The 25949-nt window shown below is 64.8% G+C and carries 24 protein-coding genes; 12 read left to right on the top strand and 12 right to left on the bottom strand.

Annotated elements, in window-relative coordinates; genetic code table 11:
- Positions 1–196: 196 nt before the first annotated feature.
- The 5 genes from EXQ71_00120 (at position 197) to proB (ending at position 5684) form a co-directional block, all read left to right on the top strand.
- Positions 197–1183 (top strand): helix-turn-helix domain-containing protein, encoded by a 987-nt coding sequence (locus EXQ71_00120; GenBank protein ID MSO85913.1) that lies wholly within the window; start codon positions 197–199, stop codon positions 1181–1183.
- 70 nt (positions 1184–1253) lie between these two features.
- On the top strand, positions 1254–1805 hold the full coding sequence (locus EXQ71_00115) for a pilus assembly protein (GenBank protein MSO85912.1): 552 nt from the start codon (positions 1254–1256) through the stop codon (positions 1803–1805).
- Positions 1796–3166 carry a hypothetical protein gene (locus EXQ71_00110; protein ID MSO85911.1) on the top strand — a complete coding sequence of 457 codons (1371 nt, stop codon included), beginning with the start codon at positions 1796–1798 and terminating at the stop codon, positions 3164–3166. The genes EXQ71_00115 and EXQ71_00110 overlap by 10 nt, the downstream gene beginning before the upstream one ends.
- A 127-nt stretch (positions 3167–3293) precedes the next feature.
- Positions 3294–4535, top strand: a complete 1242-nt coding sequence (obgE, locus tag EXQ71_00105) for a GTPase ObgE (protein ID MSO85910.1) — start codon at positions 3294–3296, stop codon at positions 4533–4535.
- Positions 4536–4589: 54 nt separating this feature from the next.
- The gene (gene proB, locus EXQ71_00100) at positions 4590–5684 is read left to right on the top strand and encodes a glutamate 5-kinase (GenBank protein ID MSO85909.1); all 1095 of its coding nucleotides are present in this window, start codon (positions 4590–4592) and stop codon (positions 5682–5684) included.
- Between the two features lie 23 nt (positions 5685–5707).
- Here the strand turns inward: proB and EXQ71_00095 are convergent, their stop codons facing one another.
- Genes EXQ71_00095 through EXQ71_00060 form a run of 8 tightly spaced genes read right to left on the bottom strand, consistent with a single transcriptional unit; the run spans position 5708 to position 14432 of the window.
- A complete protein-coding gene (locus tag EXQ71_00095) occupies positions 5708–6313 on the bottom strand; it encodes an rRNA methyltransferase (GenBank protein MSO85908.1) in 606 nt (201 codons plus the stop codon).
- Positions 6310–7119 carry a PspA/IM30 family protein gene (locus EXQ71_00090; protein MSO85907.1) on the bottom strand — a complete coding sequence of 270 codons (810 nt, stop codon included), beginning with the start codon at positions 7117–7119 and terminating at the stop codon, positions 6310–6312. The genes EXQ71_00095 and EXQ71_00090 overlap by 4 nt, the downstream gene beginning before the upstream one ends.
- 10 nt (positions 7120–7129) lie before the next feature.
- Positions 7130–8854, bottom strand: coding sequence for a murein biosynthesis integral membrane protein MurJ (murJ, locus tag EXQ71_00085; GenBank protein ID MSO85906.1), 1725 nt, complete (start codon positions 8852–8854; stop codon positions 7130–7132).
- Complete coding sequence (locus EXQ71_00080; protein ID MSO85905.1) at positions 8851–9612, bottom strand: hypothetical protein; 762 nt, start codon at positions 9610–9612, stop codon at positions 8851–8853. The genes murJ and EXQ71_00080 overlap by 4 nt, the downstream gene beginning before the upstream one ends.
- A 42-nt stretch (positions 9613–9654) precedes the next feature.
- Positions 9655–11562 (bottom strand): VWA domain-containing protein, encoded by a 1908-nt coding sequence (locus EXQ71_00075; GenBank protein ID MSO85904.1) that lies wholly within the window; start codon positions 11560–11562, stop codon positions 9655–9657.
- Positions 11469–12392 carry a hypothetical protein gene (locus tag EXQ71_00070; GenBank protein ID MSO85903.1) on the bottom strand — a complete coding sequence of 308 codons (924 nt, stop codon included), beginning with the start codon at positions 12390–12392 and terminating at the stop codon, positions 11469–11471. Before EXQ71_00070 ends, EXQ71_00075 begins: the two co-directional genes overlap by 94 nt.
- On the bottom strand, positions 12389–13876 hold the full coding sequence (locus EXQ71_00065) for an AAA family ATPase (GenBank protein MSO85902.1): 1488 nt from the start codon (positions 13874–13876) through the stop codon (positions 12389–12391). Before EXQ71_00065 ends, EXQ71_00070 begins: the two co-directional genes overlap by 4 nt.
- Positions 13824–14432: an N-acetyltransferase gene (locus EXQ71_00060; GenBank protein MSO85901.1), complete on the bottom strand. Its 609-nt coding sequence runs from the start codon at positions 14430–14432 to the stop codon at positions 13824–13826. The genes EXQ71_00065 and EXQ71_00060 overlap by 53 nt, the downstream gene beginning before the upstream one ends.
- 74 nt (positions 14433–14506) lie before the next feature.
- Here EXQ71_00060 and EXQ71_00055 point away from each other — a divergent pair, with 74 nt between their 5' ends.
- From EXQ71_00055 to EXQ71_00045, 3 genes are all read left to right on the top strand, one after another.
- Positions 14507–15745, top strand: a complete 1239-nt coding sequence (locus EXQ71_00055) for a glutamate-5-semialdehyde dehydrogenase (GenBank protein ID MSO85900.1) — start codon at positions 14507–14509, stop codon at positions 15743–15745.
- A gap of 54 nt (positions 15746–15799) precedes the next feature.
- Complete coding sequence (locus EXQ71_00050; protein ID MSO85899.1) at positions 15800–16708, top strand: MoxR family ATPase; 909 nt, start codon at positions 15800–15802, stop codon at positions 16706–16708.
- Between the two features lie 128 nt (positions 16709–16836).
- On the top strand, positions 16837–18198 hold the full coding sequence (locus EXQ71_00045) for a VWA domain-containing protein (protein ID MSO85898.1): 1362 nt from the start codon (positions 16837–16839) through the stop codon (positions 18196–18198).
- 17 nt (positions 18199–18215) lie between these two features.
- Here the strand turns inward: EXQ71_00045 and EXQ71_00040 are convergent, their stop codons facing one another.
- The 4 genes from EXQ71_00040 to EXQ71_00025 form a co-directional block, all read right to left on the bottom strand.
- Complete coding sequence (locus tag EXQ71_00040; GenBank protein MSO85897.1) at positions 18216–18893, bottom strand: phosphoadenylyl-sulfate reductase; 678 nt, start codon at positions 18891–18893, stop codon at positions 18216–18218.
- Positions 18890–20659: a nitrite/sulfite reductase gene (locus tag EXQ71_00035; GenBank protein ID MSO85896.1), complete on the bottom strand. Its 1770-nt coding sequence runs from the start codon at positions 20657–20659 to the stop codon at positions 18890–18892. Before EXQ71_00035 ends, EXQ71_00040 begins: the two co-directional genes overlap by 4 nt.
- 103 nt (positions 20660–20762) lie before the next feature.
- Entirely contained in the window at positions 20763–22106 is a 1344-nt protein-coding gene (locus EXQ71_00030; protein MSO85895.1) for a 3-deoxy-7-phosphoheptulonate synthase class II, read from the bottom strand.
- A 61-nt stretch (positions 22107–22167) separates the two neighbouring features.
- Complete coding sequence (locus EXQ71_00025; protein ID MSO85894.1) at positions 22168–22998, bottom strand: sigma-70 family RNA polymerase sigma factor; 831 nt, start codon at positions 22996–22998, stop codon at positions 22168–22170.
- A 142-nt stretch (positions 22999–23140) separates the two neighbouring features.
- On the opposite strand from EXQ71_00025, the gene nadD reads away from it, so the two are divergent.
- The 4 genes from nadD to EXQ71_00005 form a co-directional block, all read left to right on the top strand.
- The gene (gene nadD, locus EXQ71_00020) at positions 23141–23791 is read left to right on the top strand and encodes a nicotinate (nicotinamide) nucleotide adenylyltransferase (protein MSO85893.1); all 651 of its coding nucleotides are present in this window, start codon (positions 23141–23143) and stop codon (positions 23789–23791) included.
- Complete coding sequence (locus tag EXQ71_00015; GenBank protein MSO85892.1) at positions 23788–25002, top strand: LytR family transcriptional regulator; 1215 nt, start codon at positions 23788–23790, stop codon at positions 25000–25002. The genes nadD and EXQ71_00015 overlap by 4 nt, the downstream gene beginning before the upstream one ends.
- A gap of 27 nt (positions 25003–25029) precedes the next feature.
- Positions 25030–25389, top strand: a complete 360-nt coding sequence (gene rsfS, locus EXQ71_00010; protein ID MSO85891.1) for a ribosome silencing factor — start codon at positions 25030–25032, stop codon at positions 25387–25389.
- Positions 25390–25415: 26 nt separating this feature from the next.
- Positions 25416–25949, top strand: a 534-nt coding sequence (locus EXQ71_00005; protein ID MSO85890.1) for a hypothetical protein, incomplete at its 3' end; no start/stop codon positions are given.

The raw sequence follows: 25949 nt of genomic DNA, 5'->3' as shown, positions 1-25949 counted from the left end.
CTCGTCCGCCGCCGCCGTTTCCAAAGAGCGGGATGCTCCTCCCGTGTGGCCCCATGAGGCGGCGTAGCGCGTTGCCACTCCGCTAGACCTTCTGGCAGTATTACTACACGGATTATCAGCGCAGGTGGTCGCTGGCTCTGGAATCAAGGGTTGACAGGCTGATCCGGCCTGGTCATACTCTTTGGAATAATGGTGCATGTTACCCAAATCATGCGTAGTGTCGGGGTCGGTGGGGGGCCGGGAATCGTCGTCGTCCCGCCGCCGGGAAGACCGAAGGGGAGTCTTCGTGGGCACTGATGAAGCGCCGCTGCTGTGGTCTCCCCGTCTCGGGGGCCACCTGGAGGCAGCCAGACGAGCAGCGGGCATGCGTCGTACCGAGCTGGCCGCCCAGTTGGGGGTGAGCGAGGAGACGATCCGGTTATGGGAGAACGGCTCGGTGCAGCCCTCCGAAGCACGGTTGGTGCGGTTGATCGCCCTCGTCTCCCTGGGAGCCGCTGATTGGCCGGCGACGTCCGATCCTGTTCCCGAACTGCCCGCCATCGCTCGTCGACTTGTCGCCGAGCGGAAAGAGCGAGGCACGACACAGGCGGCGGTTGTGAAGGCTATGGACGTTCCCCATGCCACCTACGCCGGGTGGGAGACCGGCCGATCAGCCCCCGGGATTCAATGGTTCGCCAAGATCGGAACGTTCCTGGGCATCAGCGAGGTCGCAGTGGCCACCTTGTGTGCCGTTCCCTTCGTCGTGGACTTTGCCAGATGGCCCGCCTTCGGTCAGTTCGTCGGTGCCCGTCGGCAGGAACTCCGGCTCAACCGAGCGGACATGGCCGAGGCCCTGGGCGTGTCGATCCGCAGCGTGGTGTCGTGGGAACTTGGCTACCGGGTTCCGGGGCCGAAACAACTCGCCCGCTTGGCCGCCGTATTGTCGGTGGAGATGGCGTCGCTGGTCGCCGCCCTGCCCCGGCGGGTAGTCACCACGACCCTGGGCGATCTCATCCTGTCTCGCCAGCGCGAACTGGGGCTGCGTTCTGCGGACCTGGCCGATCTGGTGGGCACCACCGAGGCAACCGTGAGCCGTTGGGTGCACGGCCGGAGCCGTCCGGTGCCCCGCAACCTGGTCCGCTTGGCCGACGCCCTCCAGATGCCCTACGTCAACGTGGTCGAAGCGGCGGCGCAGGCGGCATGACATCAACCGAAGCACAAGGAACCGAATGACTACTCAATGGCGGTGTCGCCGATCCAGTGCCCGAAGTTCAATGAGCGCAACGGCGTCCACCGCCTCGCGGCGCGCCGCTGGCGAACGAGGCGCCTCCTTGGTGGAGTTTGCGTTAATCGTCCCAATTCTGTTTCTCCTGTTATTCGGGATTATCGAATTTGGGTTTGCCTTCAACGACTATCAGTCCATCCGGCAGGGAGCCCGAGAAGGCGCCCGGGAGGCGGTTGTCACGAATTACGGAGCGGTGACGAGTTGCGGAATCGATGGCACTGCCGCCGGCGCCATCGACGACGTGAAGAGGATGATCTGCCAAACCAAGGCCCGAACGGGCCTGGGCAACTCCGTGCGGGTGGCGGTGAGGGTTGTGGCGGATCCCAACGAGTCACAGTGGAAGGGCAATTCAGTGAAGATCTGTGAGACGCGCCTAGTGGGGTCGATCACCGGGTTGTTTACTCCGTTCACGGGTAATCTTCCGCTGCGTACGCAGATCACGATGCGCGCCGAAAAATCGATGGGCGTCACCATTGATCTCGGAAATATCTCAACGTGGCAGGAATCCGACCCCTCAGGAGCCAACTGGTCATGGTGCTAACGAATCCGAAAATCACCGCCGTCCGAGGGGACCGGGGAGCCGTGTTGATCCTCTCAGTCCTGTTGATGACGAGTTTGCTCGGGCTGACGGCGTTCGTTGTCGACCTCGGCAATGCCCGTCAGACCGCCCGCCACACGCAAGGGACAGCCGATGCCGCCGCCCTGGCGGCGTCCCAGGACCTCCCTTCAGAGGCCGCAGATTCAACCATGGCGCTCACAGCCCGTAATACGGCCCGGGACTACGCGGTGGCGTCGTTGGGTGGCAGTGCCGCGGGAGCGGCCTGCATCTACCAAGCGGGAAACACCTGTACCTTCACCGTGGGGGCCGCCACCGTGACCGCCACCACGCCCTACGTGCTAGCCGGTTCGACGGTCCCCTCCTACAACCTGGTGCGCGTGGAGATCTGTGAGGACACCCCGGCCCTGTTTTCGACGGTATGGTCAGCGGCCCCGATCTCCGTGTGCCGGGCCTCCGTCGCCCGTCAGGTTGAGGCAGCCCCCGGGACCGGTATTGGCATGATGGCAATGAACCCAACCGGTTGTACGGTGGAATTCAACGGCAACACTGCGGTCGTGATCCAGGGCGGCGCCCTGATTTCGAACAGTACGTCGAACCCTGCTATGTGCATGAATGGTGGTGGTTGTGCCAATTTCACGCTCACCGCGGAGTTGGTAGCCGCCGGGGGCACCATTACCGATTGCGTGGATGCTCAGAACGTTGGCAGCGTGGTCGAGGGCGCCGATTCCTTCCCCGACCCGTTCGTATCTCTACCCGACACCGTGTGTCTTCCTGCCGCGGCCACTGCTTGTAGCGGTGCCAACCCGTCGGTGCCCACGGCAGTGGGGGTCTGTGGTCTGGCCATGGGCCCGGGCTACTTTGGCTCCGGTTGCTCCTCGCCCAACGGCAACAACACAGTCAACATGACGCCAGGGGTGTATTGGTTCAATGGCAGTTTCGACCCGAGAAATAACAACGTGAGATGCTCGACGTGCAGCGCCGGTGCGGGCGGGGTGCTGATGTACTTCTACAACGGGTCGTTGTCGAACAATGGTAATGGCACCGTGCAGTTGCTTCCCTACCAGGCCGGACAGACAGCCGGCTCCACCTATGCCGGACTGTCGATCTACCAACGGCGGAGCAACGTCACTGGGATGAGCCTCGGCGGCACCGCAGGCAGCGGATTGGGTAGCATCTACGCGTTTGGGGCGAAGATGACTATGAGAGGAACCGCAGACCGTGTCGTCGACGGAATCGTCGTGGCCGGATCGTACGAGTTCCAGGGCAACAGCGAGACGACGGTCAATACGTCGCCCACTGGCCCGACCACCGAGCCGCTGCTCGATATCGGTCTTGAGCTCTAGGAGGGGTTTGTTGGCCCCTGGGCTTATGCGTGAACGCCGCTGCGATCGCCGCGGCGGGAGGAACGCGGTACCGGAGATGTGCCCTGTGGGTTCTCCCACCCGGAGACCGCTCCCCTAACCTGCAGGCGTGTCGCAATTCGTAGACGAATGTGGGCTCCATGTGAAGGCCGGGGATGGAGGCGCGGGGTCGGTAAGTTTCCGACGCGAAGCGCATGTCCCCTTCGGCGGTCCCGATGGTGGCGACGGCGGCCTCGGCGGCGGAGTGTGGCTCGTGGTGGACCGCAACGTCTCGTCGCTGATTGCGTTCAAGGATCACCCCCATCGGGCGGCCAAGGGAGGGACGCATGGTCAGGGCCAACGAAAGCATGGGAAAGGCGGCGGCGACCTCCTGGTGTCGGTACCCGAAGGTACTGTGGTGAAAGACCAGGCCGGGGTGGTGCTGGCGGACTTGGTGCAACCGGGCGACCGCTGGCTGGCCGCCGACGGTGGCCGGGGGGGACGCGGTAATGCTCGCTTCCTGTCGAACCGGCGCCGCGCCCCGGCCTTTGCGGAGCAGGGTGAGATTGGCGAGGAACACTGGCTGCGGCTCGAGCTGAAATTGATGGCCGACGTCGCCCTCGTGGGGTTCCCCAGCGTCGGCAAATCCACCCTTATCGCCACCATCTCGGCGGCCAAACCCAAAATTGCCGACTACCCCTTCACCACCCTCGAGCCAAACCTCGGGGTGGTTCGGGTAGGGGAGGACAGCGAGTTTGTGGTGGCCGACCTCCCCGGCCTGATCGAGGGGGCCAGCGAAGGACGCGGCCTTGGACACCAGTTCCTGCGTCACGTAGAACGGGCTCGCGTGCTCGTGGTGATGCTCGATCTCGCCCCGGTTGCGGAACACCGACCCGCCGAGCAACAACGCATCCTTTTGAACGAACTGGGCCAGTATCAACCCGACCTGCTCGACCGACCACGGATCGTGGTGGGCTCACGGGCCGATCTGGCTGACCCTGCCCTGGAATTCGACGGGGAACGGATCGCCGCCGTGACCGGCCGGGGGATACGCCCCCTGGTGTTATCGATGGCACAGATGGTGCAGCAGGCGCGGCAGCAGTTGCCCGAGCCGGATGCATTCGTGGTGCATCGTCCTGCGGCCGAGGGGTATCGCGTGCAGCGCGACATCAGCGGCGATTGGGAAGTGATCGGTCGGCAGGCTGAGCGGGCCGTGGCCCTATCGGACCTCACCAACGTGGAAGCCCTCGATGAGGCCCACCGTCGCCTCAAGGCCATCGGTATCGACAAGGCCCTCGCGCGGGCCGGCGCGAAGCACGGCGAGACCGTGCATATCGGCCGCCTCGCCTTCGATTACGAAGACGACTCCTAAGACTAAAGGCGGCTCCAGTGCGGGGAGAGAGCCACCGCCACGTAACCTGCTCCCATGATCGTTGTCGCCAAAATAGGTACGTCGTCGATCACTGATGCCGGGGGCGAGATCAACGCCGCCGCCATCGCCAAATTCTGTGGCGAGGTGGCCGCCCTGCGCACGAACGGTCATCTCGTGGTCATCGTGACCTCCGGGGCCATTGCGTCGGGCCTTCCCGCCCTCGGCTACACCAGCGGGGACCGGCCTCGTGATGCCGTGACGCTCCAGGCGGCGTCGGCGGTGGGACAGACACGATTGATGCGGGTCTACGAAAGCGCCCTCGCCGACCACGGTCTCGTGGCCGGCCAAATCCTGCTCGCTCCGCTGGATTTTATGGTGCGTCAGCAGTACCTCCATGCCCGGGCCACCCTTGGCCGTCTGCTGGAAATCGGCGTGGTGCCGGTCGTGAACGAGAACGATGCCATTGCTGACGACGAGATTCGCTTCGGAGACAACGATCGTCTGGCGGCGTTGGTTGCCCATCTGGTGGCCGCCGACCTCCTCGTTCTGCTCACCGATGCTCCCGGTCTGCTTACCGCCGACCCACGGCTGGACTCCAACGCCTCGCTCATCGAGGAGATCGTGGAGGTGGATCAATCCATGGAAGCGATGGCCGGAGGAACCGGCTCGCAGCGTGGGAGCGGCGGGATGGCCTCCAAGTTGGCTGCCGCCAAGATCGCCGCCTGGTCTGGGGTGCGAGCCGTCATCGCCCAGGCCTCGCGGGATGGAGTGCTGGAAGCGGCAGTGCAAGGGGCGGCGGGGGCGGGGACGGTGGTGCTGCCCAAGAGCAGTCGGCTCCCGGCCCGCAAATTGTGGATCGCCTTCGCGGTGGGGTCCAGTGGCACCATCGTGGTGGATGAGGGCGCCCGCGGCGCCTTGGTGGACCGCGGTCTCTCCTTACTTGCCGTCGGGGTGCACGCGGTGACGGGTCGCTTCGAGGTTGACGATGCCGTGGAGATCGCCGGTCCCGACGGACGGGTGTTTGCCAAGGGGCTCACCCGGATGAGTTCCCTGGACCTGGCCACGGTGGCGGGAAAGCGAACTGCCGACCTACCAGAGGCCATGCCGCATGAGGTGGTGCACCGCGACGATCTGGTTGTGTTGCCTTGAGCGAGGAGGGGCCGTGGTTCGGATCAGGCGGGCGGATGCTGGCGCAGCCAGGTGTACATGGCAATGCCCGACGCAACGCCCGCGTTGATGGACCGGGTGGATCCATACTGGGTGATGGAACACACCAGCGAACACCCGGCGTGGGCGGCGGGGGAGAGGCCCGGGCCCTCCTGGCCGAAGAGGAGCACGCATCGGACTGGAAGAGAAGTGGTCTCGATGGGGACGGCACCGGGGAGGTTGTCGATTCCTACCAAGTCGGTGGCCTCGCCGGCGGCCCAGATCACCAGATCATCAATGGTGGGATGGTGCAACAAGTGTTGGTAGCGATCCGTCACCATCGCCCCACGCCGGTTCCAGCGGCGGCGTCCCACGATGTGCACGGCGGCCGCCCCGAAGGCGTTGGCGTTCCGAACTACCGTGCCGATATTGAGGTCGTGGGTCCAGTTTTCGATCGCAATGTGGAACGAATGGCGACGACGATCGAGGTCGGCCACGATGGCCTCCACGGTCCAGTAGCGGTACCGATCCACCACGTTACGGCGGTCGCCGTCGGCCAATAACCGGGCATCGAGGCGGGGATCGTTGGGCCAGGGCGTGGGGTGAGGTCCCACGCCGATCTCGTGGTTCAGTTGGTGCCGGCCTCGCCGGCCTCGGCCGCAGGCTCCTCGGCCGCAGGCTCCGTGGCCGCAGGCTCGGTGGCCGTTTCGAGGCCCGGCTCAAGACCGAGTTGTGCACGAATCTGCGCCAGCCGTGTCTGGGCTTCGCTGTTAGCGGCGGCTTGCTCCACTTCCAGCATCCGCGACTCAACGGACGACCCGGTGAGCTCGGCCATCCCTCGAGCCTTGGCGTAGCGGGCTTCGATCTTCTGGCGAACCTCGGCCAAGGTGGGCACATCTTGGCCGACGGTCTCCTGCAGCGACGCCATCGCGACGTTGACCTGCTCCTGCATCTTGGCCTGGTCGAGCTGCGAGAGGAGTTTCTGGCGTTCCGACAACTTCCGTTGGAGCAGCGTGGCATTTTGCTGCACAGCCGCCTTGGCCTGATCAGAGGCTTGGGCGGACTGCAAGACTAGTTGCTTCAGGCCTTCCACCTCACCCTCGATCACAATGAGACGAGTGGCGAAGGACTCGGCGGCGGAGGTGTACTCGGCGACCTTGGCAGTCTCGCCTTTCTTGCTGGCCTCGTCGGCCATGAGCACAGCCTGTTTGGTGTTTCCGTTGACCTTTTCCAGCTCCTCGATCGCCCGTTCCAGGCGCATTTCGGTCTGCTTTTGGTTAGCGATGACGTTCGCCGCCTGCTCCCGCAGACGACGGTGTTGCTCCTGCGCCTCGGTGATGGCCTGTTCCAGTTGGATCTTGGGGTCTGCTTTGGCATTGAAGGACGAGTTGATTTTGGCAACGAAATACTTCCACCACCGCTTTAGGGATTTGAACATAGGGCGGACCCTATCGCCTCGAGGAGTCACGAGCAGGCAGGAATCGGCCCAAGCGGTGAAGCAACGCCACGGATTCAGGCACGGCCGCCGCCCCGGTGATGGCGAGGTAGATGAGCACGGTAGGCACCCCCACCAGTACCGCAGTAACCAGCGGGGGGAGGCCGGTGGAGGCGATCCGCAGACCCATGCTCGCTACGCCCGCCACCAAGGCCGCCACCAGAGACCAGCGAGCACCGCGACTGAAGGTCGGGAGGGGACCGATGTGGCGCTCGAGAGCCGCCTTCAACAGGCGGTATTCGATCCAGGACGACAGCGCGGCGCCGAGGGCCAAGCCCACGATCCCCAGATGGGGAGGCCCGTCGGGGAGGTTGCGCAGGTAGTCCGGAAGAGGGCGAAAGGCGATGGGGGCGATTTGTTTGATCTGGGAGTTCACGATGACGAAGCGATCCAGGGGGAACATGAACAGCGCCCCGAGGCCCGCAGCGAGCGCCACCCGGGCCACGGCGATACGCGCCACCGTCGTGGGTTGGTTCAGGGCATAGAGGGTGTTCTGCAGGAGTCGGGATTGCGTCGTGCCGAGCAGACCGAGAGCAAAGGTGGCCACCACGAACCACACCAGCATGGTGTCGGAGGCACTGAAGCGGCCTCGTTGCAGCAGTGCCGCCACGATGATGTCGCCGGCGAAGATGTAGATGGCGGCGGTGAAGGCCACGTAGAACACGATGCGTTCGATACCCAAGTGGAGTCGTTGCTTGATGGCGGCATGCCCTGACTGGCCCAGGCGAGCCAGTTCGGGGAGCTCGGCGGCGGCCACGGCCATTCCGAACAGGCTGATGGGCAAGAGGTAGAGCACCTGTCCGTAGGTGAGCGCCGAGATACCACCGGCGGCCAGCAAACTGGCCAGGAACAGTTCGACGTAGAGGAGGATCTGAATGACCCCCCGCCCGAGAGCAACGGGTGCGAAACGCTTGAGTACGTCACGCGCATTGGGCGAGCGATAATCCGCCGAGAGTCGGGCCCCAGCGGTGAGGCGACGTACGGCGGGCACCTGAATAGCTACCTCCAGTACGGAGCCAACGAGTACACCCCACGCCAGCGCGTGGGCGAGGCCCACGTTGCTGGTACCCATGATGCCAGCGGTGACCAGAAAGGCAATCTGGGTGGCATTCCACATCACCGGTGAGGCGTACGAGAGAAAGAACCGCCGGTGGCTGTTGAGTACGCCGGTGCAAAACGCCGACAGCACCAGGAAGGCGATGGCCGGAAACATGATCCGCAGCAACGTGGTGGCCAACTCCAGGCGTTGGCCGGAGAAGCCGGGGGTGATCACCCGGGCCAGCGTGCCGGCAAAGATCACCCCGATCGACACCACTGCGGTCATTACGATCAACAGGAGCCCAAGAATCGTTCCCGCTAGTTGATTGGCTTCCCGTTCGTCTTTCTCTAAGAGTCGCGAGTACACGGGGATGAACGAGGCCGACAGCACGCCCTCACCGAGAAGATTCTGTAGAAGGTTTGGGATCCGCAGGGCCGCCTTGAACACATCGGCGGTGCCGCCGACGCCGAGAAATCCCGCAATGGTCATCTCCCGCACCAGACCCGCCACGCGTGACAGCAGGATGCCCGCGCCCACCAGGAAGGAGCCGCGTCGTCCGTCGTGGGGGATGGATCCGCTACCGGTGGGCGCCTCTACGTTGTCGAGCGGTCCGTTCAACTCCCCGGCGATGTCACTCATGTGGCGGTAGAAGGGGTGGGCCCCCCACCGGTCTCGTCGATGGCTTGGCGGAGGGCTTCCATCTCCTCCACCACCTGATCGACGTCGTGCCGAAGGCCGCCGAGGTCGGCGACGTCCTCGGCCTGGACGGAAAGTTCGATAGTGCGCACGGCGGCCTCATCGAGCCGGGCATTGAGCAGACGGAGTTGGCTGTCGGTATCGCCGATGACCGCCTCGAGACGCTCGCCGATCACCAACTGGGCCCGCAGGGACTCGAGGGTGCGTTGATCGGTGGCCGAGCCTGACGCCGTGGCCTTGTCCGTGCAGAGGGCCACTTCGGCGCGGATCGAAGCGGGATCGATGCGGCGCAGGGCATCCACGAGTTCGTGGCCGCGGCGGGCGATACCCCACACCTCGCGTACCCCGGTGTCGACGCGGTCTTCAATCTCACGCAGGCGGTCCTGGAGCGGACCGGTCCGGGCACTGTTGATCGCGGTGTGAAAGCGGGCCTTGGCCCCGAGGGCGTCGGCCACGTACCTCCGCCACGGGTCTGCGAGGGCGAAGGGGTCGATCTGCTCCGTGGCTTGGGGCCGCGGAATGGCGACCGCCACCCGACCGCCCCAGGCCAAGGCGCCGAGGACAACCGCACCGATCACACCGCCACCGACCAGGATCCCCAGGCTGGCGCCCGCTCCGAGCAACAGGATTCCCGAGGGCGAGGTGACGGCCCGGGCTACCGGGGGAGTGAAGAAACGATCCCGCAGCGACAGCCCAGCCATCTCCGCAGGCTACGACAGGCGGCGGGGTGAACTGGGGTGGGCCTAGAAGTTGGATACCACCGCCACAAAGACTTTGTTGATACTGCGGGGGTCGCTGGAGTCGTAGAGAGCGGCCTGGCTGGTCTCGGCGATGCTACGAAGGGTGGAGAGATCGGCGCTTTCCCCGTAGGCGATCGTGAATACGCGCACCTTTTGGCTCGCCTGTCCCTCTGATCCCTCACTCAGGGCGGCGAGGAGCGCTTGCAACTGCTTGCGGTCATCATCGGGGTCGCCGTCGTCATTGATGCCATCAGACAGCAGTACCACGGCATTGATCCGACTTGGATCATACGACGCCACCTGGTTCTGGTAGGCCGTTTGGGTGGCGGCGTATAGGGGCGTACCTTCGAGCGGGATGAGGCTGCGCAACTCGGTTTTGAGTTTCTCACCCACGTCGCCCACCCGACCGGGGGGTACTAGTTCGAGGTGATCGAGGGGTTTCCCGTCGACCCCGGGCAGGCCGGTCGTGAACACCCAGAGTCCCACTTCGTCGTCGTCATTGAACTCATCGAGGGCGGTGATCGCCGCGCTCTTGGCCAGATCGAGTTTCGTGGCTCCGGTTTCGGGGTCGGCTACCTCTCCCATGGAGCCTGAGACATCGACGAGAAGGAGCACTCGGGCCGGTTTGCGTTGTTCCTGCCAGTCGGCGAGGAGTTGCACCAGAACCTCTGGTTCGGGGATCTCGAGCAGCGTTTGGGGCTGATTCGGGTCTACCCCGTTGCGAGCGTCGATGGGGCTAGACACTTCCACCTTCGGGTTTCCCGGGCGGAAACCGAACTTGAGGATCTTCTTCTGGTTTTCGGTGCGGCCCAGGAAGTCCACGAAGCGGTCGGCCCCCTTCTTCTGCGCACTATCGACCCAGGAGGCATCGAGTACGTAGAGGGGATTGTCGGAATACACCGTGCCTTCCTCGGGGTAGATCGCCACCAGCGGTACGCGAGGAGGCCGGGCCTGCTCGCCGTCTTGCAGCACGCCATCGGGGTTGCCCCGGTTGTAGTCGATCACCGACTTTTCCTCGACCGCCACCGCCGACACGTAGCCGTAGGGGTTGCCCCGCTGGTCCGCTCGGTACCAGTTGTTCAAGAACGTGAGGGTGGTGTCGCCGTAATGCACTACCGACGACTCGATGGCGCTGGCGAAGACGGAGGTGCTGGGCTTCTGGAGGTCTTCGATCGACAAGCCGGCGGTCTTCTCATTGGCGGCGTAGGCCTGGGCCAGAAGTGCCGAGAGGCCACTGGTAGAGAAGTTGGGGTTGGTCTTGCCTAAGCGAAACGGGCCCCACTCGGGGTGGCCGTAGGCGGCCCAGCCAGCGGGGTCCTGTGAAAGCGCCAGGATGTCGGCAAAGCCCAGCGGCTCTTTGGGCCAGCCGAGCGCCTCCGCCATGGGCTTGGGCATGGCGATGACCAGCGGTGTGAGTTGGAATGAGGTGAATTCGCCGGTGAGGGGAGGCTCGGCTTGCGCCTCGAGGCGTTGATTCACAATCGCACCCCAGGTGGAGGCCGAAGGAGACCAGATAACCGGACGGGGACCCTCAGCGGTTTCGTCCCACTCGCTGGACAACAATTGAGCGGCTGCCCCGGATGACTTGGCCTGCACGCGGGCAAAGAAACAGCGATCCCCGTCGCGGGCCTGGTCGCTCGCGTTGAAGTCCTGGGCCAGTTCGGTGAGCAAGTCGCGTTTCTCCGGCGACACGGCCAGGTCGATGACGGTGCAGTTACCGGGGTCCTCCAGGCCGTTGGCGCTCGGTTCCTTGGATGCCGAGCAGGCGCTCGCCACCAAGGTCAGTGTCAAGGTGAGTAGCACGGCACGGGAACGGTTCATCGGATGGCCTCCAGCCAGAGGTTGTGCAACGCAGACATCACACCACGCCCGAGCGTTGGTTCCACGCCGGGCCCGGCCGCCGGGGCCCATCCGGCGGCGAACAGCGCCTCACGGACGGATTCCGTGGAAGGAAGATCGTCGCCATCGGGGAAGGCCACCAGCACCACGGTGGCGGCCACTGCCGGAGTGGTGCTGAAGACCACTACTTCAGCGGGCGGCAATTCAGTGAGGACGGCCTGCGGTGTGCCGGCGGCGGCGTAGCGGCCCCGTTGCGTCACCATGGTGATGACGGGATGACGGTCGTCGCCCGCCGATGAGCCCACCAATGCAGCCAGGTTGGCGCGAAATAGCGCGTCGAAGTCGTTGGAGGCGAAGCCGACGCCGCCGAGCGAACCGGCCGCCACGGAGGCGAGTACCGGGAGGCCGAGGGCCGAGTTGGCGCTCGGCACCCCCACCTTGAGTACCCCGGGGAGCGGCACGTTCAACTCGGTTCCCGATAGCCCCGCCGATTCGGTCAGACAGCCCCAGATCGGTGTTCCATCACACAGCGTGGAGAGGGCATCAGCCCGGTCGGCCAGGCCGGCCACCACGATGGGGGACGTGGCCAGCGGCTCTGACCGGCCCAGAGCGGGGGTGTCACCGAGCACCTCCAGCCACGCACTCGAGGTAATCCAGCCGTCGATGTCGCTCGGCAAGGACCCGGTGCGGATTGCCTCGGCGGTATCGGCGGCAGTGGCCAAACGAATCTCCACCTCGTTGCCGAAGGCATCGCAGTAGGTCTCCAGATCACTGGCGCAGACGATCACGACGCGATCATCGGCCTGGGACCCGCCGTCACCGCTGTCGAGGGTTTCGCGCATCATGATTGACCCGCCGATCATCACCACCGCCCCGAGTCCCGCCAGCAGCCGCTGTATCACGGAGAAAGACTACTAGCGGGGGGCCTTCCGGCGGTCAGCGGGCCAGTGCCGGGCCGGGGGATGTCTTCGGCCATCACGGTGGTGAGTTGGGCATCGGTGGGATGTTCGACGGGGGCGAGGCGGGTGGCCTGGGCGGAGACGGCATATTCGAACAGGTTGCGGGCGGTGCGTCCGTTACCGAATCCCTGCTCGCGCTCGATGGCATCGAACCACCGGCGGGCCGCGGCGGTGGCCCCCGCATTGAGTTGGTAGCCAGCCGCCCCGCCCAGTTGGCTGACAATCCGCAGGAGTTCGTCGGTGGTGTAGTCCGGGAAATGGATCGACTTCGGGAAGCGCGACCGCAGGCCGGGGTTGGATTCGATCAGGGCTTCCATCTCGTCGGGATAGCCAGCCATCACCACGACGAGGCGATCCCGGCGGTCTTCGATCAATTTCACGATGGTGTCGATCGCTTCTCGCCCAAAGTCACGTTCCCCGCCCCGCACCAGTGAATAGGCCTCGTCGATCAGCAGGAGACCCTGGTCGGCCTCATCAAATCGGGCCACCACCAGTGGGGCCGTCTGTCCGACGTAGCCCGCTACCAGGCCGGCGCGGTCGGTTTCCACGAGTTGGCCGCGATCCACCACCCCGAGGCTGTGGTAAATCTGCGCCAGTAACCGGGCCACGGTGGTTTTCCCAGTCCCGGGGTTACCCGTGAAAATGAGGTGGCGGCTCTGGTCCGATACCGGAAGGCCGCGTTCGCGCCGGATGTTCTGCACCCGCAGCAGATTGGTGACGAGTTTCACCTCGTGCTTCACCGCGTCGAGGCCGATGAGATCGTCGAGTTCGCTCAGGAGGTCATCGAGGGGCCGGGGAGCGACAGGGGTGGCGGGGAGTGGGTGGGCGAGGGCGGGGGTCTCGGCCCGGGGGTCGCTTAGCGCGGCCTTAGTCCCCATCCTGCGATCGCGTTCCATGGTCTCGATCGCCCGCAGGAGCATTCCCCGGAACTGCTCGATGGCGATTAGTTCAGTTTCGGAAGTGTGCCGGTCGATAGCGGCTATGGCGAAGGCGATTTCCACCGCGGCGGAGTAGTAGGACCGGGCGTGGTTGCTCGCCCCGGCGGCATCGGCCGCCACGAACAGCTCGAACATTGCCGACGGCGCGGCGGTGAACTGGCGTTGGCCCTCCACCAGGCCTGAGTCGCGCAGGTCGGCGGGGGTAGTGCCGGCGAGGCGGGTCTGCAGGAACGGACCGAAGGCGCCCATGATGGCCCACAATTCGTCGTCGCTAATGCGGTGATCGATCGCCACGAGGCCACAGGCGAGGTTGAACGCCTCCAGGGCCGCATCCTGCCGCCAAGTGCCCGACCCCACTCCGGCGACGCCACCGCTGAGCAACTCCAGGGTGGCGGCGGTTGTCTCGATGAACTGGTGTGAAGGCCCAACGAGTGATTCAGCCATTGTGGGGCCGCGGGTCGCGCCACATCGGCCAAATCTTCGGGCCATGGGGAAAGACCACTTCGCCCTTCAATTGGAACCCATGCTGGCGATAGAAGGAGATGTTGGATTCGTTTGAACTCTCCAGGTAGGCGCCGAGGCCCTCTCGATCGCAGCGCTGGAGGATCGGGGCCAGCATGGCGGTTCCGGCCCCTTGGCGTTGATGGTCGGGACGGACCCCCAAGGTGGCGAGGTAATAGTGCTCGGGGAAGGTGGCGTGGATCCGCTCGGCCCGGGCGAGGCCGCCGAGCGCGTGGGTCATTCGCCAACCGATGCCGCGAAGGATGAGGGGGGCGATCTTGATAATGTCGGTGGTCTTGGTGCGCCAGTGCCCGGGTGGCTCCCAGCAGGCGGCTCCCGAGAGAACGTGCGTCGTGTACACATGCCGATGCTTGAGATGGCGTGCGCTTTCGCTGCGAAAATAGCGCCGGGTGTAGCGGATGGCGCGGGTTGGGTCTTGGCCAAACAGCCAGGACAGCAGGGGGTCGTCGAGGAACGCCAGGGCGAGCGCCTCGGCGATGTCGCCGAGGTCTTCGGTCGTCGCCGCCCGTGCCGAATGCGCCATAGGTCCAGCCTGCCAGATTCAGTAGGGCATCGGGCGATCTGTCCTTCTACACTCCGACGGTGGCTAACGACCCCATCGCCGAACTCGGAGCGCGGGCCAAAGCGGCGAGCCGCGTCCTGGCTACCGCGTCCACGGCGACAAAGGACGCCGCCCTTCATGCGGCGGCCGACGTCCTCCTCCACCGGCATGCTGAGATTTTAGGCGCCAACGCCGAGGATGTAGCGGCGGCGGAGGCCGCTGGGCAAGGCGCGTTGGTGGTCGATCGACTTCGTCTCAACGATGCCCGGCTGCAGTCGATGGCGAACGGCCTTCGGTCGGTGGCGGGTCTGGCGGATCCGGTGGGCGAGGTGGCCGACGGATGGACCCGTCCCAACGGACTGAAGGTGCAGCGGGTGCGAGTCCCCTTCGGCGTCGTGGCCATCATCTACGAAAATCGGCCCAACGTGACCAGCGATGCATTCGGACTCTGCTTGAAGTCGGGCAATGCGGCGTTCCTGCGCGGGTCCTCCGGCGCGATCCGCTCCAACATCGCTATCGCCTCGGCCCTCCGCGAGGGCCTGGCCAAGGCAGGGCTTCCGCACGACTCTCTCGTGCTGGTGGAGGACACGGCGCGAGAGGCCGCCGTGGAGTTCATGCGCCTACGCGGCATCATCGATGTGCTTATCCCTCGGGGGGGCCCGTCTCTCATCCGTACGGTGCTCGATAACGCCACCGTTCCCTACGTGATCGATGGAGATGGCAACTGTCATGTGTACGTCGATGCCTCAGCCGACCTGGCCATGGCCGCGGCCATTGTGGAGAACGCCAAAACGCAGCGGCCTTCGGTGTGCAACGCGGCCGAGACCTTGCTCGTGCATCGCAACGTGGCGGCCACCTTCCTTACCGACCTAGCCCCTCGTCTCGAGGGGGTGGAGTTCGTGGGGGATGCCGCCACCTGCGAGATCCTCGGGGAGCGGGTGACGAGCCTGGCCACCGAGAACGACTACGCAACCGAGTTCTTGGATATGAAGTTGGCCATCCGGGTAGTGGATACCCTTGACGCCGCCATTACCCACATCACCCGATACAGCACAGGCCACAGCGAGGCCATTATCACCACTGATCTGCGAGCGGCGGAACGCTTCTGTCTTGAGGTGGATGCTGCCGCCGTGCTGGTCAATGCTTCCACCCGGTTTGTCGATGGGGAGGAACTGGGCTTCGGCGCCGAGATCGGCATCTCCACCCAGAAGCTTCACGCCCGCGGGCCAATGGGCTTACGCGAATTGACCACCCTGAAGTTCGTGATCCACGGTCAGGGCCAGACCCGCTCCTAAGCGTCAGAATCATGAGATTGACCGACCGGTCAAGTGAGACCGTAGGCTGCGCCTATGGCTGATCAGACGTACCGTTTCGAGTCCGTCGCCGAGGTTCGTGAAGGCCTCCGCAACGTGGATTACCTGTCGGATGAGGGGATCGCCGGCATCGTGTACCTAGCCGATCGGCTAGGGAAACCGATCCTGGTGGAAGGCCCCGCAGGGACCGGCAAGACCCAGTTGGCGAAGTCCGTGGCGGAGATGTCTGGGGCGCGCTTGATCCGCCTGCAGTGCTACGAGGGGCTCGACGAGTCCAAGGCACTGTTCGAGTGGAACTACAAGAAGCAGTTGCTGCGGATCCAGGCCGAGCGGGGCGAGGGAAACGCCTGGGAGCAGATCGAAGACGACATTTTCTCCGACGAGTTCCTCCTCACCCGTCCCCTTCTGGAGGCCATCACCGCCGACGATCCGGTGGTTTTGTTGATCGACGAAGTTGACCGCGTCGAGGTGGAGACCGAGGCCCTGCTGCTGGAGATTCTCTCGGACTACCAGGTGTCCATCCCCGAACTGGGAACCATCGTGGCCAAGCAGATTCCGCTGGTCTTCCTTACCTCTAACAACACCCGCGAACTTTCCGAGGCCCTCAAGCGTCGCTGCTTGTTCCTCCACGTGGACTACCCGGATCTGGAGCGGGAAAAGGAGATCGTCCTCACCAAGGTTCCCGATATCACCGACTCCCTCGCCGATCAGGTGGCTCGCATCGTGCGGTCGATTCGGCAGTTGGAGTTGAAGAAGGCCCCATCGGTTTCCGAGACGATCGACTGGGCGCGCACGCTGCTGCTCCTCGGAATCGAGCATGTGGATGCCGAGACAGCCAAGGCCACGATTAACATCCTTCTCAAGTATCAAAGCGACATCACCAAAGCGGTGCGCGAGCTCGACCAAGAGCACGGCACCATTCAAAAGGCCAGCGCAGGCAAGTAGGAGCGTTCGTGACCGACCTCCACCCTGAGCGGGCCGCCGGCGAGGCGATTACGGAGTTGTTGGCTGGCTTCATCCAAGAGCTCCGCCAAGCCGGACTGCCGGTGAGCCTCACCGAGAACCTCGATGCCATGGAAGCGGTGAAGCACATCCCGCTGGAGGATCGGGAGGCGTTCAAGTACGCCCTGGCGGCCACGCTGGTGAAGACCAACACCCACTGGCGGGCCTTTGAGACCGTGTTTGAGGTGTATTTTTCGCTGCGGGGACCGCAGTTCCGCATGGGTGATGGGGGCGACGACGCGTTGGCCCAACTTCTCGAGGAGCTGGAGCAACAAGAGGAGATGCAGGGTGATGGGCCGCGTAATGGCTCGGGAGGGGGCGAAAGTCTGACCCCCGAGGAGATCGCCGAGATGCTCTACAAGGCACTTCAGCGGGGCGATGATGCCCTCATGCGAGCGGTTGCTCGTCAGGCCGTACGACGCTTTGCGGGCATGGAGCGGGGCCGCCCGGTGGGGGGCACCTACTACCTCTACCGCACGCTGCGGAACCTGGATCTCGACGCAGTGCTCGAAAAGTTGATGAACCAGGCCCGGCAGGATTCGCCGGAGGCGCTCAGTCCGCTTGAGGAGCGTCTCGAGCACGACGAATACCAGAGCCGCATCGACCAGTTGAAGAAGGAGATTGAAGGTGAGATCCGTCGGGTACTGGTGGCGGATCGGGGGGTGGAGGCTATGGCGCGCACGCTGCGTAAGCCTCTGCCCGAGGATGTGGATTTCATGCATGCATCGCGCGAGGAGATGGCGTCGCTCCGTAAGGCCATCTACCCCCTCACCCGCAAGTTGGCGGTGCGCTTGGCCCGGAAGCGCCGTCACGGACGCAAGGGACCGCTCGACTTCCGCAATACGGTGCGCCACTCCCTGTCCTACGGGGGTGTGCCAGCCGAGCCGAAGTTCAAGTATCCGCGTCCGTCGAAACCCGAGATCTTTGTCATAGCCGACATCTCCGGCTCGGTCGCTTCGTTCGCCCGGTTTACCCTTCACCTCGTCTATGCCATTTCGGGGCAGTTCTCGAAGGTGCGGGCGTTTGTATTCATCGATGGTCTCGACGAAGTGACCCGTCTGTTCGAGGGCATCGACGACATCGCCGAGGCCGTCCATCGCGTGAACACCGAGGCCGATGTGGTGTGGGTGGACGGCCACTCCGACTACGGCCATGCCTTCGAGGTGTTTTGGCAGCGCTATGGCAAGGAAATCAGTTCGAAGACGACGGTGATGATCCTTGGCGATGCCCGGAACAACTATCACGCGTCGCAGGCCTGGGTGCTGAAGGAGATCGAAAAGAGGGCGCGGCACCTCTACTGGCTGAACCCGGAGCCGAAGTCGTACTGGGACACCGGCGATTCCATCGTGGGGGAGTACGCCAACCATTGTGACGGCACGTTCGAGTGCCGCAACCTTCGGCAACTCGAGAAGTTCGTCGACTACCTCGCCTGAGCGGGGTACGGGGGCGATCAGTCGTGCAGGCCGCACTCCGTCTTGCCGGCCCCGGCCCATCGCCCGGAGCGGGGGTCCTCGGGGTCGGTGGGTATCGAGGTGCAGGGTTGGCAGCCGATGGACAGGTAGCCCTTCGCCTTGAGGGTGTTCACCGGCACATCGTGCTCAGCGATGTAGTTCTCCACATCCATCGCGGTCCAGGTCGCGAGTGGGTTCACCTTCACGAGGCCACGCAGGTCGCGGACGACGATCGGGGCCTCCCCCCGAGTGGGTGCTTCTTCTCTTCGCAGGCCGCTCATCCACGCCGCTTTTCCTTCGAGGGCTCGGTCGAGTTGACCCACTTTCACCGCCGAGCAGCAGTTCTCCGGGTCCACCCGCCAGAGTTCTTCGGCGTGGTGGGGGACGGTCATGATGCGCAGGTTTAGGCCGTAGCGCCGGCGCACCGTCTCAACAGTTTCGAGTGTCTCGGGGAAGTGGTAGCCGGTGTCGATGAACACGACCTCAATACCTGGGTGCACCTTGGTAGCCAGATCGATCAGCACGGCATCGTTCATGGAGGTGCTCAGGCTCAGATGGGGGGCGAAGCTATCGACGGCCCACTGGATGATTTGGGCTGCCGGCAGGCGCTCGAACCGGCGGTTGAGTGCGGCCAGCTCCCCATCGCTGAAGTGGTTCACCTCGAGCATCGTGCTCATGTCGCACACTCCGAGTCGCCCACCTCGGCGACGTAGGGGCCCGTCTCGTCATAATCCACGTAGTACTCCGGGCCGTCCTCGGGGGTGGGGAACTCATCAAGGTCGCGGAGCCCGTCGGCGATGGCGGTAACGCCACCGACACGGTCGACCCAGGAGCGGAATACCTCACCCGCGTTGCGCTCATCGTTGAAGCGCTGTACTACTCGCACCACGGCCTCCGGCGCGTTTTTAGCCGGCAGCCGCAAGGCCTTTTGCCCGAAGTGAATTTTTTCTTGGCCCACATAGCCGCCGAGCAGCAACTGGTAACCCGGCGCCGACTGTCCGTGGGCCCGGCGTTCAGCCCCGAAGAAGCCGATGTCGGAGATGTGGTGCTGACCGCAACTATTGGTGCAGCCCGAAATATTCGTGCGGATCCCATCCACCTCGGCGAGTCCCGCGGCCTCCAGGGCCACACCGATGGCGTCAGCCAACCCGCGGCTCTGGGTGACGGCAAGGTTGCAGGTGTCGGCACCGGGGCAGGCCACGACATCCCGGGCCAACTCGGCCCCGGGTTTGTCCATGCCAATGGCGGCGAGGCGCTGGTGCAAGATGGGAAGTTGGGCCTCCGTGAGGTCGCGGAACACCAGGTTCTGGCGGTTGGTGATGCGCACGTCGGCGCGGAGTTCCCGCTGGATGGAAGCGAGGGCTCGCAGTTGGTCGGTGGTCACATCGCCGAGGCGGGCGTAGGCCACCGCCGAAACCGTGCCCTTGGCCACGCCGCGCACCACGTTGGCATCGTCCCAGGCCTGGTAAGGGTCGCGGCGACTGAGGGTGACCGGCGTGCCCTGCCCGACGGGGGTGGGGGTGACGCCCTGGCCGAGACCAGCGGGGGCATCGCCGTGTTGCTGGACGCTTTCGGGGATGCCGCCGGGCCAGGAGGAGGATGCGAGGAGGAGTTTGCGTTCCTTCAGGACACGGGCCTGCAGGTCTTCCCAACCCATGGTGTCCACCAGCCACTTCATGCGGGCGCGAAGTTTGTTGTCGCGGTTGCCGTGATTGGAGAACACCCGCAGGACGGACTCGAGGGTGATCAGCAGGTCTTCGCGGGCGGTGAACTCTTCGAGGGCGAGCGCCGGGTGCGGGTTGGCCCCCAGGCCCCCGGCGATGAACACCCGGAAGCCGGCTTCGCGGCGGCCATCGGGGAGAGTGCGGGTGGTGGCGATCACTCCGACGTCGTTGAACATCGCCTGGCCACAGTCGGTTTCGCACCCGGAGAAGTTGATTTTGAACTTGCGGGGAAGGCGCTGGCTGAGTGGGTTGTGGAGGAAGTGCTGGTGCGCCGCCTCGGCCCACGGACTGATGTCGAGGGCCTCGTGGGGGCAGGCGCCGGCGAGGTGGCAACCCATCACGTTGCGCACCGTGTCGCCGCAGGCCTCGCGAGAGGTGAGGCCCACCGACGCCATGTCTCGCATCAGGGCAGGAATCTGCTCGAGATCGACGAAGTGGAACTGGATGTTCTGGCGTGTGGTGAGGTGGCCCCAGCCGCGGCTGTAGGTCTCGGCGAGATGGGCGAACATGTCGAGTTGCTCAGGGCTGATCGACCCGAAGGGAACCTTGACCCGAACCATTTGGTGGTGGCCACCCTGGCGTTGGCCGTAAATTCCGTTGTTCAGACGAAACACCCGGAAGGCGTCTTCTTCGAGTTCCCCGGCGAGGTACCGGGCCAACTGTGTCTCAAACTTCTCGATGTCGACCTGGGCTTCCGGGTCGATCTCACGCTGCAACATGGGTGGCTTTCGGGGTTGGGTGTCGCGGTCTAATCCTGAGTGGATCGCTCAACAATCATCCCAAACCTGACTTGATCGGTCAACATTCCCGATCCTGCGCAAATTATCGTTTCAGCAACTCGCTCACCCGAAAGGCCAAGTCGACGGACTGCCGACCGTTCAGCCGGGGATCACAGATGGTCTCGTACCGGGCCTCGAGGTCGGCATCGACGATTTCTTCGGCACCACCGAGGCATTCCGTCACGTTGTCGCCGGTCAGTTCGACGTGCACCCCGCCCGGCCAGGTGCCCTCGGCCTGATGGGCCGCGAAGAAGCCACCGATCTCGGCCAGCACCGCATCGAGGTGGCGGGTCTTGCGGCCCCCCGCGGCGGTGAAGGTGTTGCCGTGCATGGGATCACAGGCCCACACGACGCTGCGACCAGCATCGCGAACCGCCGCCAGGAGCGGGCGGAGCCCGTCTTCGATGTGATCGGCGCCCATGCGGGTAATGAGGGTGAGGCGGCCGGGGATTCGATGGGGGTCGAGGGCCTCACAGAGATCGAGGACCTCTTCGGCAGTGGCGGTGGGTCCGATTTTGCAGCCGATGGGGTTGTGGATCCCCCGGAAGAACTCCACGTGAGCACCGTCGAGTTGACGGGTGCGTTCCCCGATCCAGACCATGTGGGCCGAACAGTCATACCAATGGCCCGTGAGGGAGTCTTGGCGGGTGAGGGCTTCTTCGTAGCCGAGCAGCAGGGCCTCGTGACTGGTGAAGAAATCCACTTCGTGCAGCGAGGGTTGTGTTTCCGACGCGATCCCGCAGGCGCGCATGAAGCGCAAGGCCCGGTCGATCTCGTCGGCGAGGTGCTCGTAGCGTTGGCCCTCGCGGCTGGAGCCCACGAACTCCTGGTTCCACTGGTGCACCTGCGAGAGGTCGGCAAAGCCGCCCTTCACGAAGGCCCGGAGGAGATTCAGGGTGGAAGCCGATTGGTGGTACGCCTGGAGGAGTCGGGCAGGGTCGGGCACGCGGGCAGCAGCGGTGGGGGGGATGTCGTTGACGATGTGACCCCGGAAGGAGGGGTACTCGACCCCGTCGATTATCTCGGTGTCGGAGGACCGAGGCTTGGCGAACTGGCCGGCGATTCGGCCCACCTTCACGATGGGCACACCGGAGGAGTAACTCAAGACGATGGCCATCTGCAGGATGACCTTGAGACGATCGCGGATGCCGTCGGCGGAGAAGGCATCGAAGGATTCGGCGCAATCGCCAGCCTGTAGGAGGAAGGCTCGGCCGTCCGCCACCTGAGCGAGGGCGCTGGTCAGGGATCGTGCTTCTCCGGCGAACACGAGGGGGGGAAGGGTGCCGAGGTGCTTGAGGACACCGGCTAGGGCGGCGTCGTCGGGCCAGAGCGGCTGCTGGCGGGCAGGGTAGGCAAGCCACGATGAGGGAGCCCAGTTAGTGGTCACACCCCCAGCCTCCCCTGTGGGGACCGGACAGGCAAAGCCAGTTCTTTGGCGGTGTCGGTGCTCAGGCGGCGGCGCTGCGGGCGAGGGCTTCTTCGCGCACGAGGGTGACGGCGCGCTTCACGAGCCGGCGGGCGGCTTCGGCGGTGACCCCAAGGTCTTCGCCCACCTCGCGATAACTGCGTTTGCGGCCGTCGGCCAGGCCAAAGCGCTGCTCTACGGCGCTGCGGGCCCGATCGTCGAGCACGTCGAGGAGGTCCCCTACGAGCGCTTGGTCCTCGGCGTACACCACGAGGGCTTCGGGGCCAGGCTTATCGTCGGCGATGAGATCCATCAGTTCGCTACCGTCGTCGTCACCCACGGTGCGATCGAGGCTGGTGGGGGTGGTGAGCCGGTAGAGGCGAGCATTTTCATCGTCGAGTTCATCGCCATCCCCAGATACCTGACGAAGGGCAGCCCGCAGACCGGCCGATCGATCCCCCGGGAGACGCACGAGGGAAGCCTTTTGATCAAGCGCTCTCCCGATGGCCTGCCGGATCCAGAACGTGGCGTAGGTCGAGAACTTGAAGCCCTTGCGCCAATCGAACTTGTCGACGGCGTGCTCAAGCCCCAGGTTGCCCTCCTGCACCAGATCGAGGAGTTCCATGGCGGGGGGCAGGGGGTAGCGGCGGGCTACGGACACCACGAGCCGAAGGTTGGCCCGGATGAAACGGTCTTTGGCGGCAGTCCCCTTGCGGGCGATGCGCCGGTTTTCGACGCTGTCATCGCCCTGTGCGATGGCCTCTCGGGCGGCGGTACCAGCTTCTACGACCTGGGAGAGTTCCCGTTCCTCAGTGGCCGTGAGGAGCGGAACCAGGCCGATTTCGTTGAGGTATTGACCTACTGAATCTGTCATAGCGTTCCTAACGATTGTTATCGCATGGCTTCTTCCGGAGGCAATCGATTTGCACTGCCTTCGTAGGGGTATTCGTAACAACACCGGGGGCCAGATGAGGATTCCTGGCCGGGCGGTGACCTTGGTCACTCAGTGAGCCGCCATGGCACAGGCCGTCGGAGCGAATAGGTTGCGGGGATGGCGATGTATGAACCGGTGCTGTTTGGGTGAGCGACTTGGGATCTTCGGAGGCACCTTTGACCCTCCGCATGTCGGGCATCTCGTGTGCGCCGTCAATGTTCGCTATCACCTGCGCCTCGACCGGGTTCTGCTTGTGGTGAACGACCTTCCGTGGCAAAAGATCGGCACTCGGCCCATAAGCCCAGCCGCTCAGCGATTGGCGATGGTGGAAGCTGCCGTGGCTGACGTGGACGGCCTGGAGGCCAGCCGCATTGAGATCGACGCCGGTGGACTGTCGTATACGGCCGACACCCTGGCCAGGTTGAGGGCCGAGAGCCTCACCGACGACTTCTTCGTGGTGCTCGGGGCTGACGCGGCGGCTGGTCTGCCCACCTGGGAGCGTCTCGATGAGGTGCGCGAGCAGGCCACGATCGTGGTGGTGGAGCGTCCCGGGGCCGCTGCGGTTACCCCGCTCGAGGGGTTCCGGTGGGAGAGCGTGGAGGTTCCCGGCCTCCAAGTTTCCAGTACCGACCTTCGGGCTCGTGTTAGCGACGGGCGGCCGCTCGACTACCTCGCCACCCGGGAAGTAGTGGAGTGGATATCCGCCCACAATCTGTATCAGGACCCGGTATGACGGGTCCTTCAGACGATCCTCTTTCGCATCTGGTGGCGGCGCTCGAACTGCCCGAGCACGGCACTGGGGTGCGCTCGGCGCGCCGAGCGTCACGGGGACCGTCGCGCCGTTGGATGGCGGTGTTCTCGTCGTGCATGGTGGTGGCCGTGGGGGCATCTTTGGTGCTCACCTATGTGGGCCTACAAACCGTGCGCACGAGTAAAGCGGGTCGGATTGTGTCTACCGTGACGGATCCAACGGCACCAGGGTTCGAGGCCTTTGTCACCCCCACGCCAACGCTGGCGGTGCTCCATGAGGTGAACGGCAATCTCGATTCGGTCGCCGTAGTGGCTCTCAACAACGGTGACGCGGGGGGCTCGGTGATGTTGGTGCCCGGAGCCACTCTCGCAGGCAGCGGAGCCGATGAGCGTCCCCTCTCGGTGAGCTACGCCTACGGTGAGGCCCCGGCGGCGGGTGTTCGGGTTGGTGTCCAAGGCTTGTTGGGCATGGGGATCTCCGAGGCGGTGGTGGTGGACGATGCCCGATGGGCGGAGTTGGTGGGCCCCGTTGCGCCGCTGACCCTGGAGAACCCCGACGCCCTAGAGGGGTTTCCCATCGGGCCGGTGTCCCTGAGCCCCGAGCAGGTGGGGCCGTGGTTGGCGGCCGGCAACGAGGGAGAAAGCGATCTCGCTCGGATGTACCGGCAGCAGTTGTTCTGGGAGGCGTGGGCGGCCGCCATTGCTGCTGATCCAGATCGTCCTGACGTCGTGCCCGGTGAGGTTGATGGGGGCATCGGCCGGTTTGCTCGTGGCTTGGGCAATGGGCCGGCGCGGGTCGTGACCCTGCCCCTCGTCGAGACCGTCGATGCCTATGGTTTTCCGGTGTTGCGGGCGGATCGGGCGACGGTGGACGAGATGATCGCCGGCCTCGTGCCTTTCCCCACCGGCGACGTGGAAGGGGCCCGCACGCGGGTGCGACTCCTCAATGGCAGCACTGATGCGGATCATGTGGCGCGTTCGGCTCCCTTGGTGGTGCCCGCTAACGCAGAGATCGTGATTGCCGGCAACGCCGACCGGTTCAGCTACACCGTTACGGAGATTCGCTACCACGGCCCCGGGATGAAAGTGGCGGCGGAACGTATCCGCGACTCGCTGGGAGCGGGTGTCGTGGTAGATGATCCTCGTCCCACCGATGCCTTCGATGTGACCGTCGTGCTCGGTTCCGATACCTGAGGAGACACCCTGGCTGAGTCCACCACCATCGACGAGACCCGCCAGTGGGCCATTCGTGCGGCGCGGGCGGCCGAGGCCAAGCAAGGCCGGGATGTGGTGATTCTGGAGGTGGCGGCGGTGCTCGGGATCTGTGGCTGGTTTGTGATCGCCAGTGGAACCAACGAGCGGCAGGTGAAGGCGATCTGCGACGAGGTGGAGCTCCAAATCCATGCGGGGGCCGGCCCGAAGCCGAAGCGAATCGAGGGCTTGGACGACCGCTCGTGGGTGCTCATGGACTACGGCGACGTTGTGGTGCACGTGTTCCAGCAGGAGCAGCGCGAGTTCTACGACCTCGAGCGGCTCTGGGCCGACGTTCCTCGACTCGATTGGGCCGATCCCGCCGCCTGAACGCGGCTGTGCAGCGGAAAGGACACATGCCGCAGAAAGGACACACGCAGCAGGAACGGGGGCAGGCAGAGCTTCCGGCGGTCGGTCGGGCGCGGCGGCTCGGTTTGTGGTCGGCTGCCCACGCGGTCGAGATCGTCTTCGTCGCCATCATCGCGGTCGAGTTCGTCTACCTCTTTGGGGTTGGCACCCACCTGTACTTCAACGGCGACGACTGGTCGCTTCTCCGGCAGTCCGGGTCGTTCCGCGGGATGCTGGCGCCGTTCAACGATCATCCGAGTATCACGATTCTCGCCTTGTACCTTGCTCTCTTCGAGGTGTTCGGTTTCTCCTACGGGCCGTTCCGGGTCACGGCTCTGCTGTGCCTACTGGCCGCCCCCGTCGCCTACTTCGTGACGACTCGACGGCTGTTGACGCCGCCGCTCGCCGCCATCGCGGCGCTCTCGCTGCTGAGCTTCGGCGGCCTGGACCTGTCGCCGTCATGGCTCAACCACTATTTGGTCCTGGTCGGAGGCATCATCTGTGCGGCGGCCCTGAACCGCGGCCGACGCGCCGACTGGGTG

This window comes from Acidimicrobiia bacterium (assembly GCA_009694375.1).
GTDB lineage: Bacteria > Actinomycetota > Acidimicrobiia > Acidimicrobiales > VFJN01 > VFJN01.
Note: the sequence above shows the minus strand (reverse complement) of the source record. Positions and strands in the feature narration are given on the sequence as shown.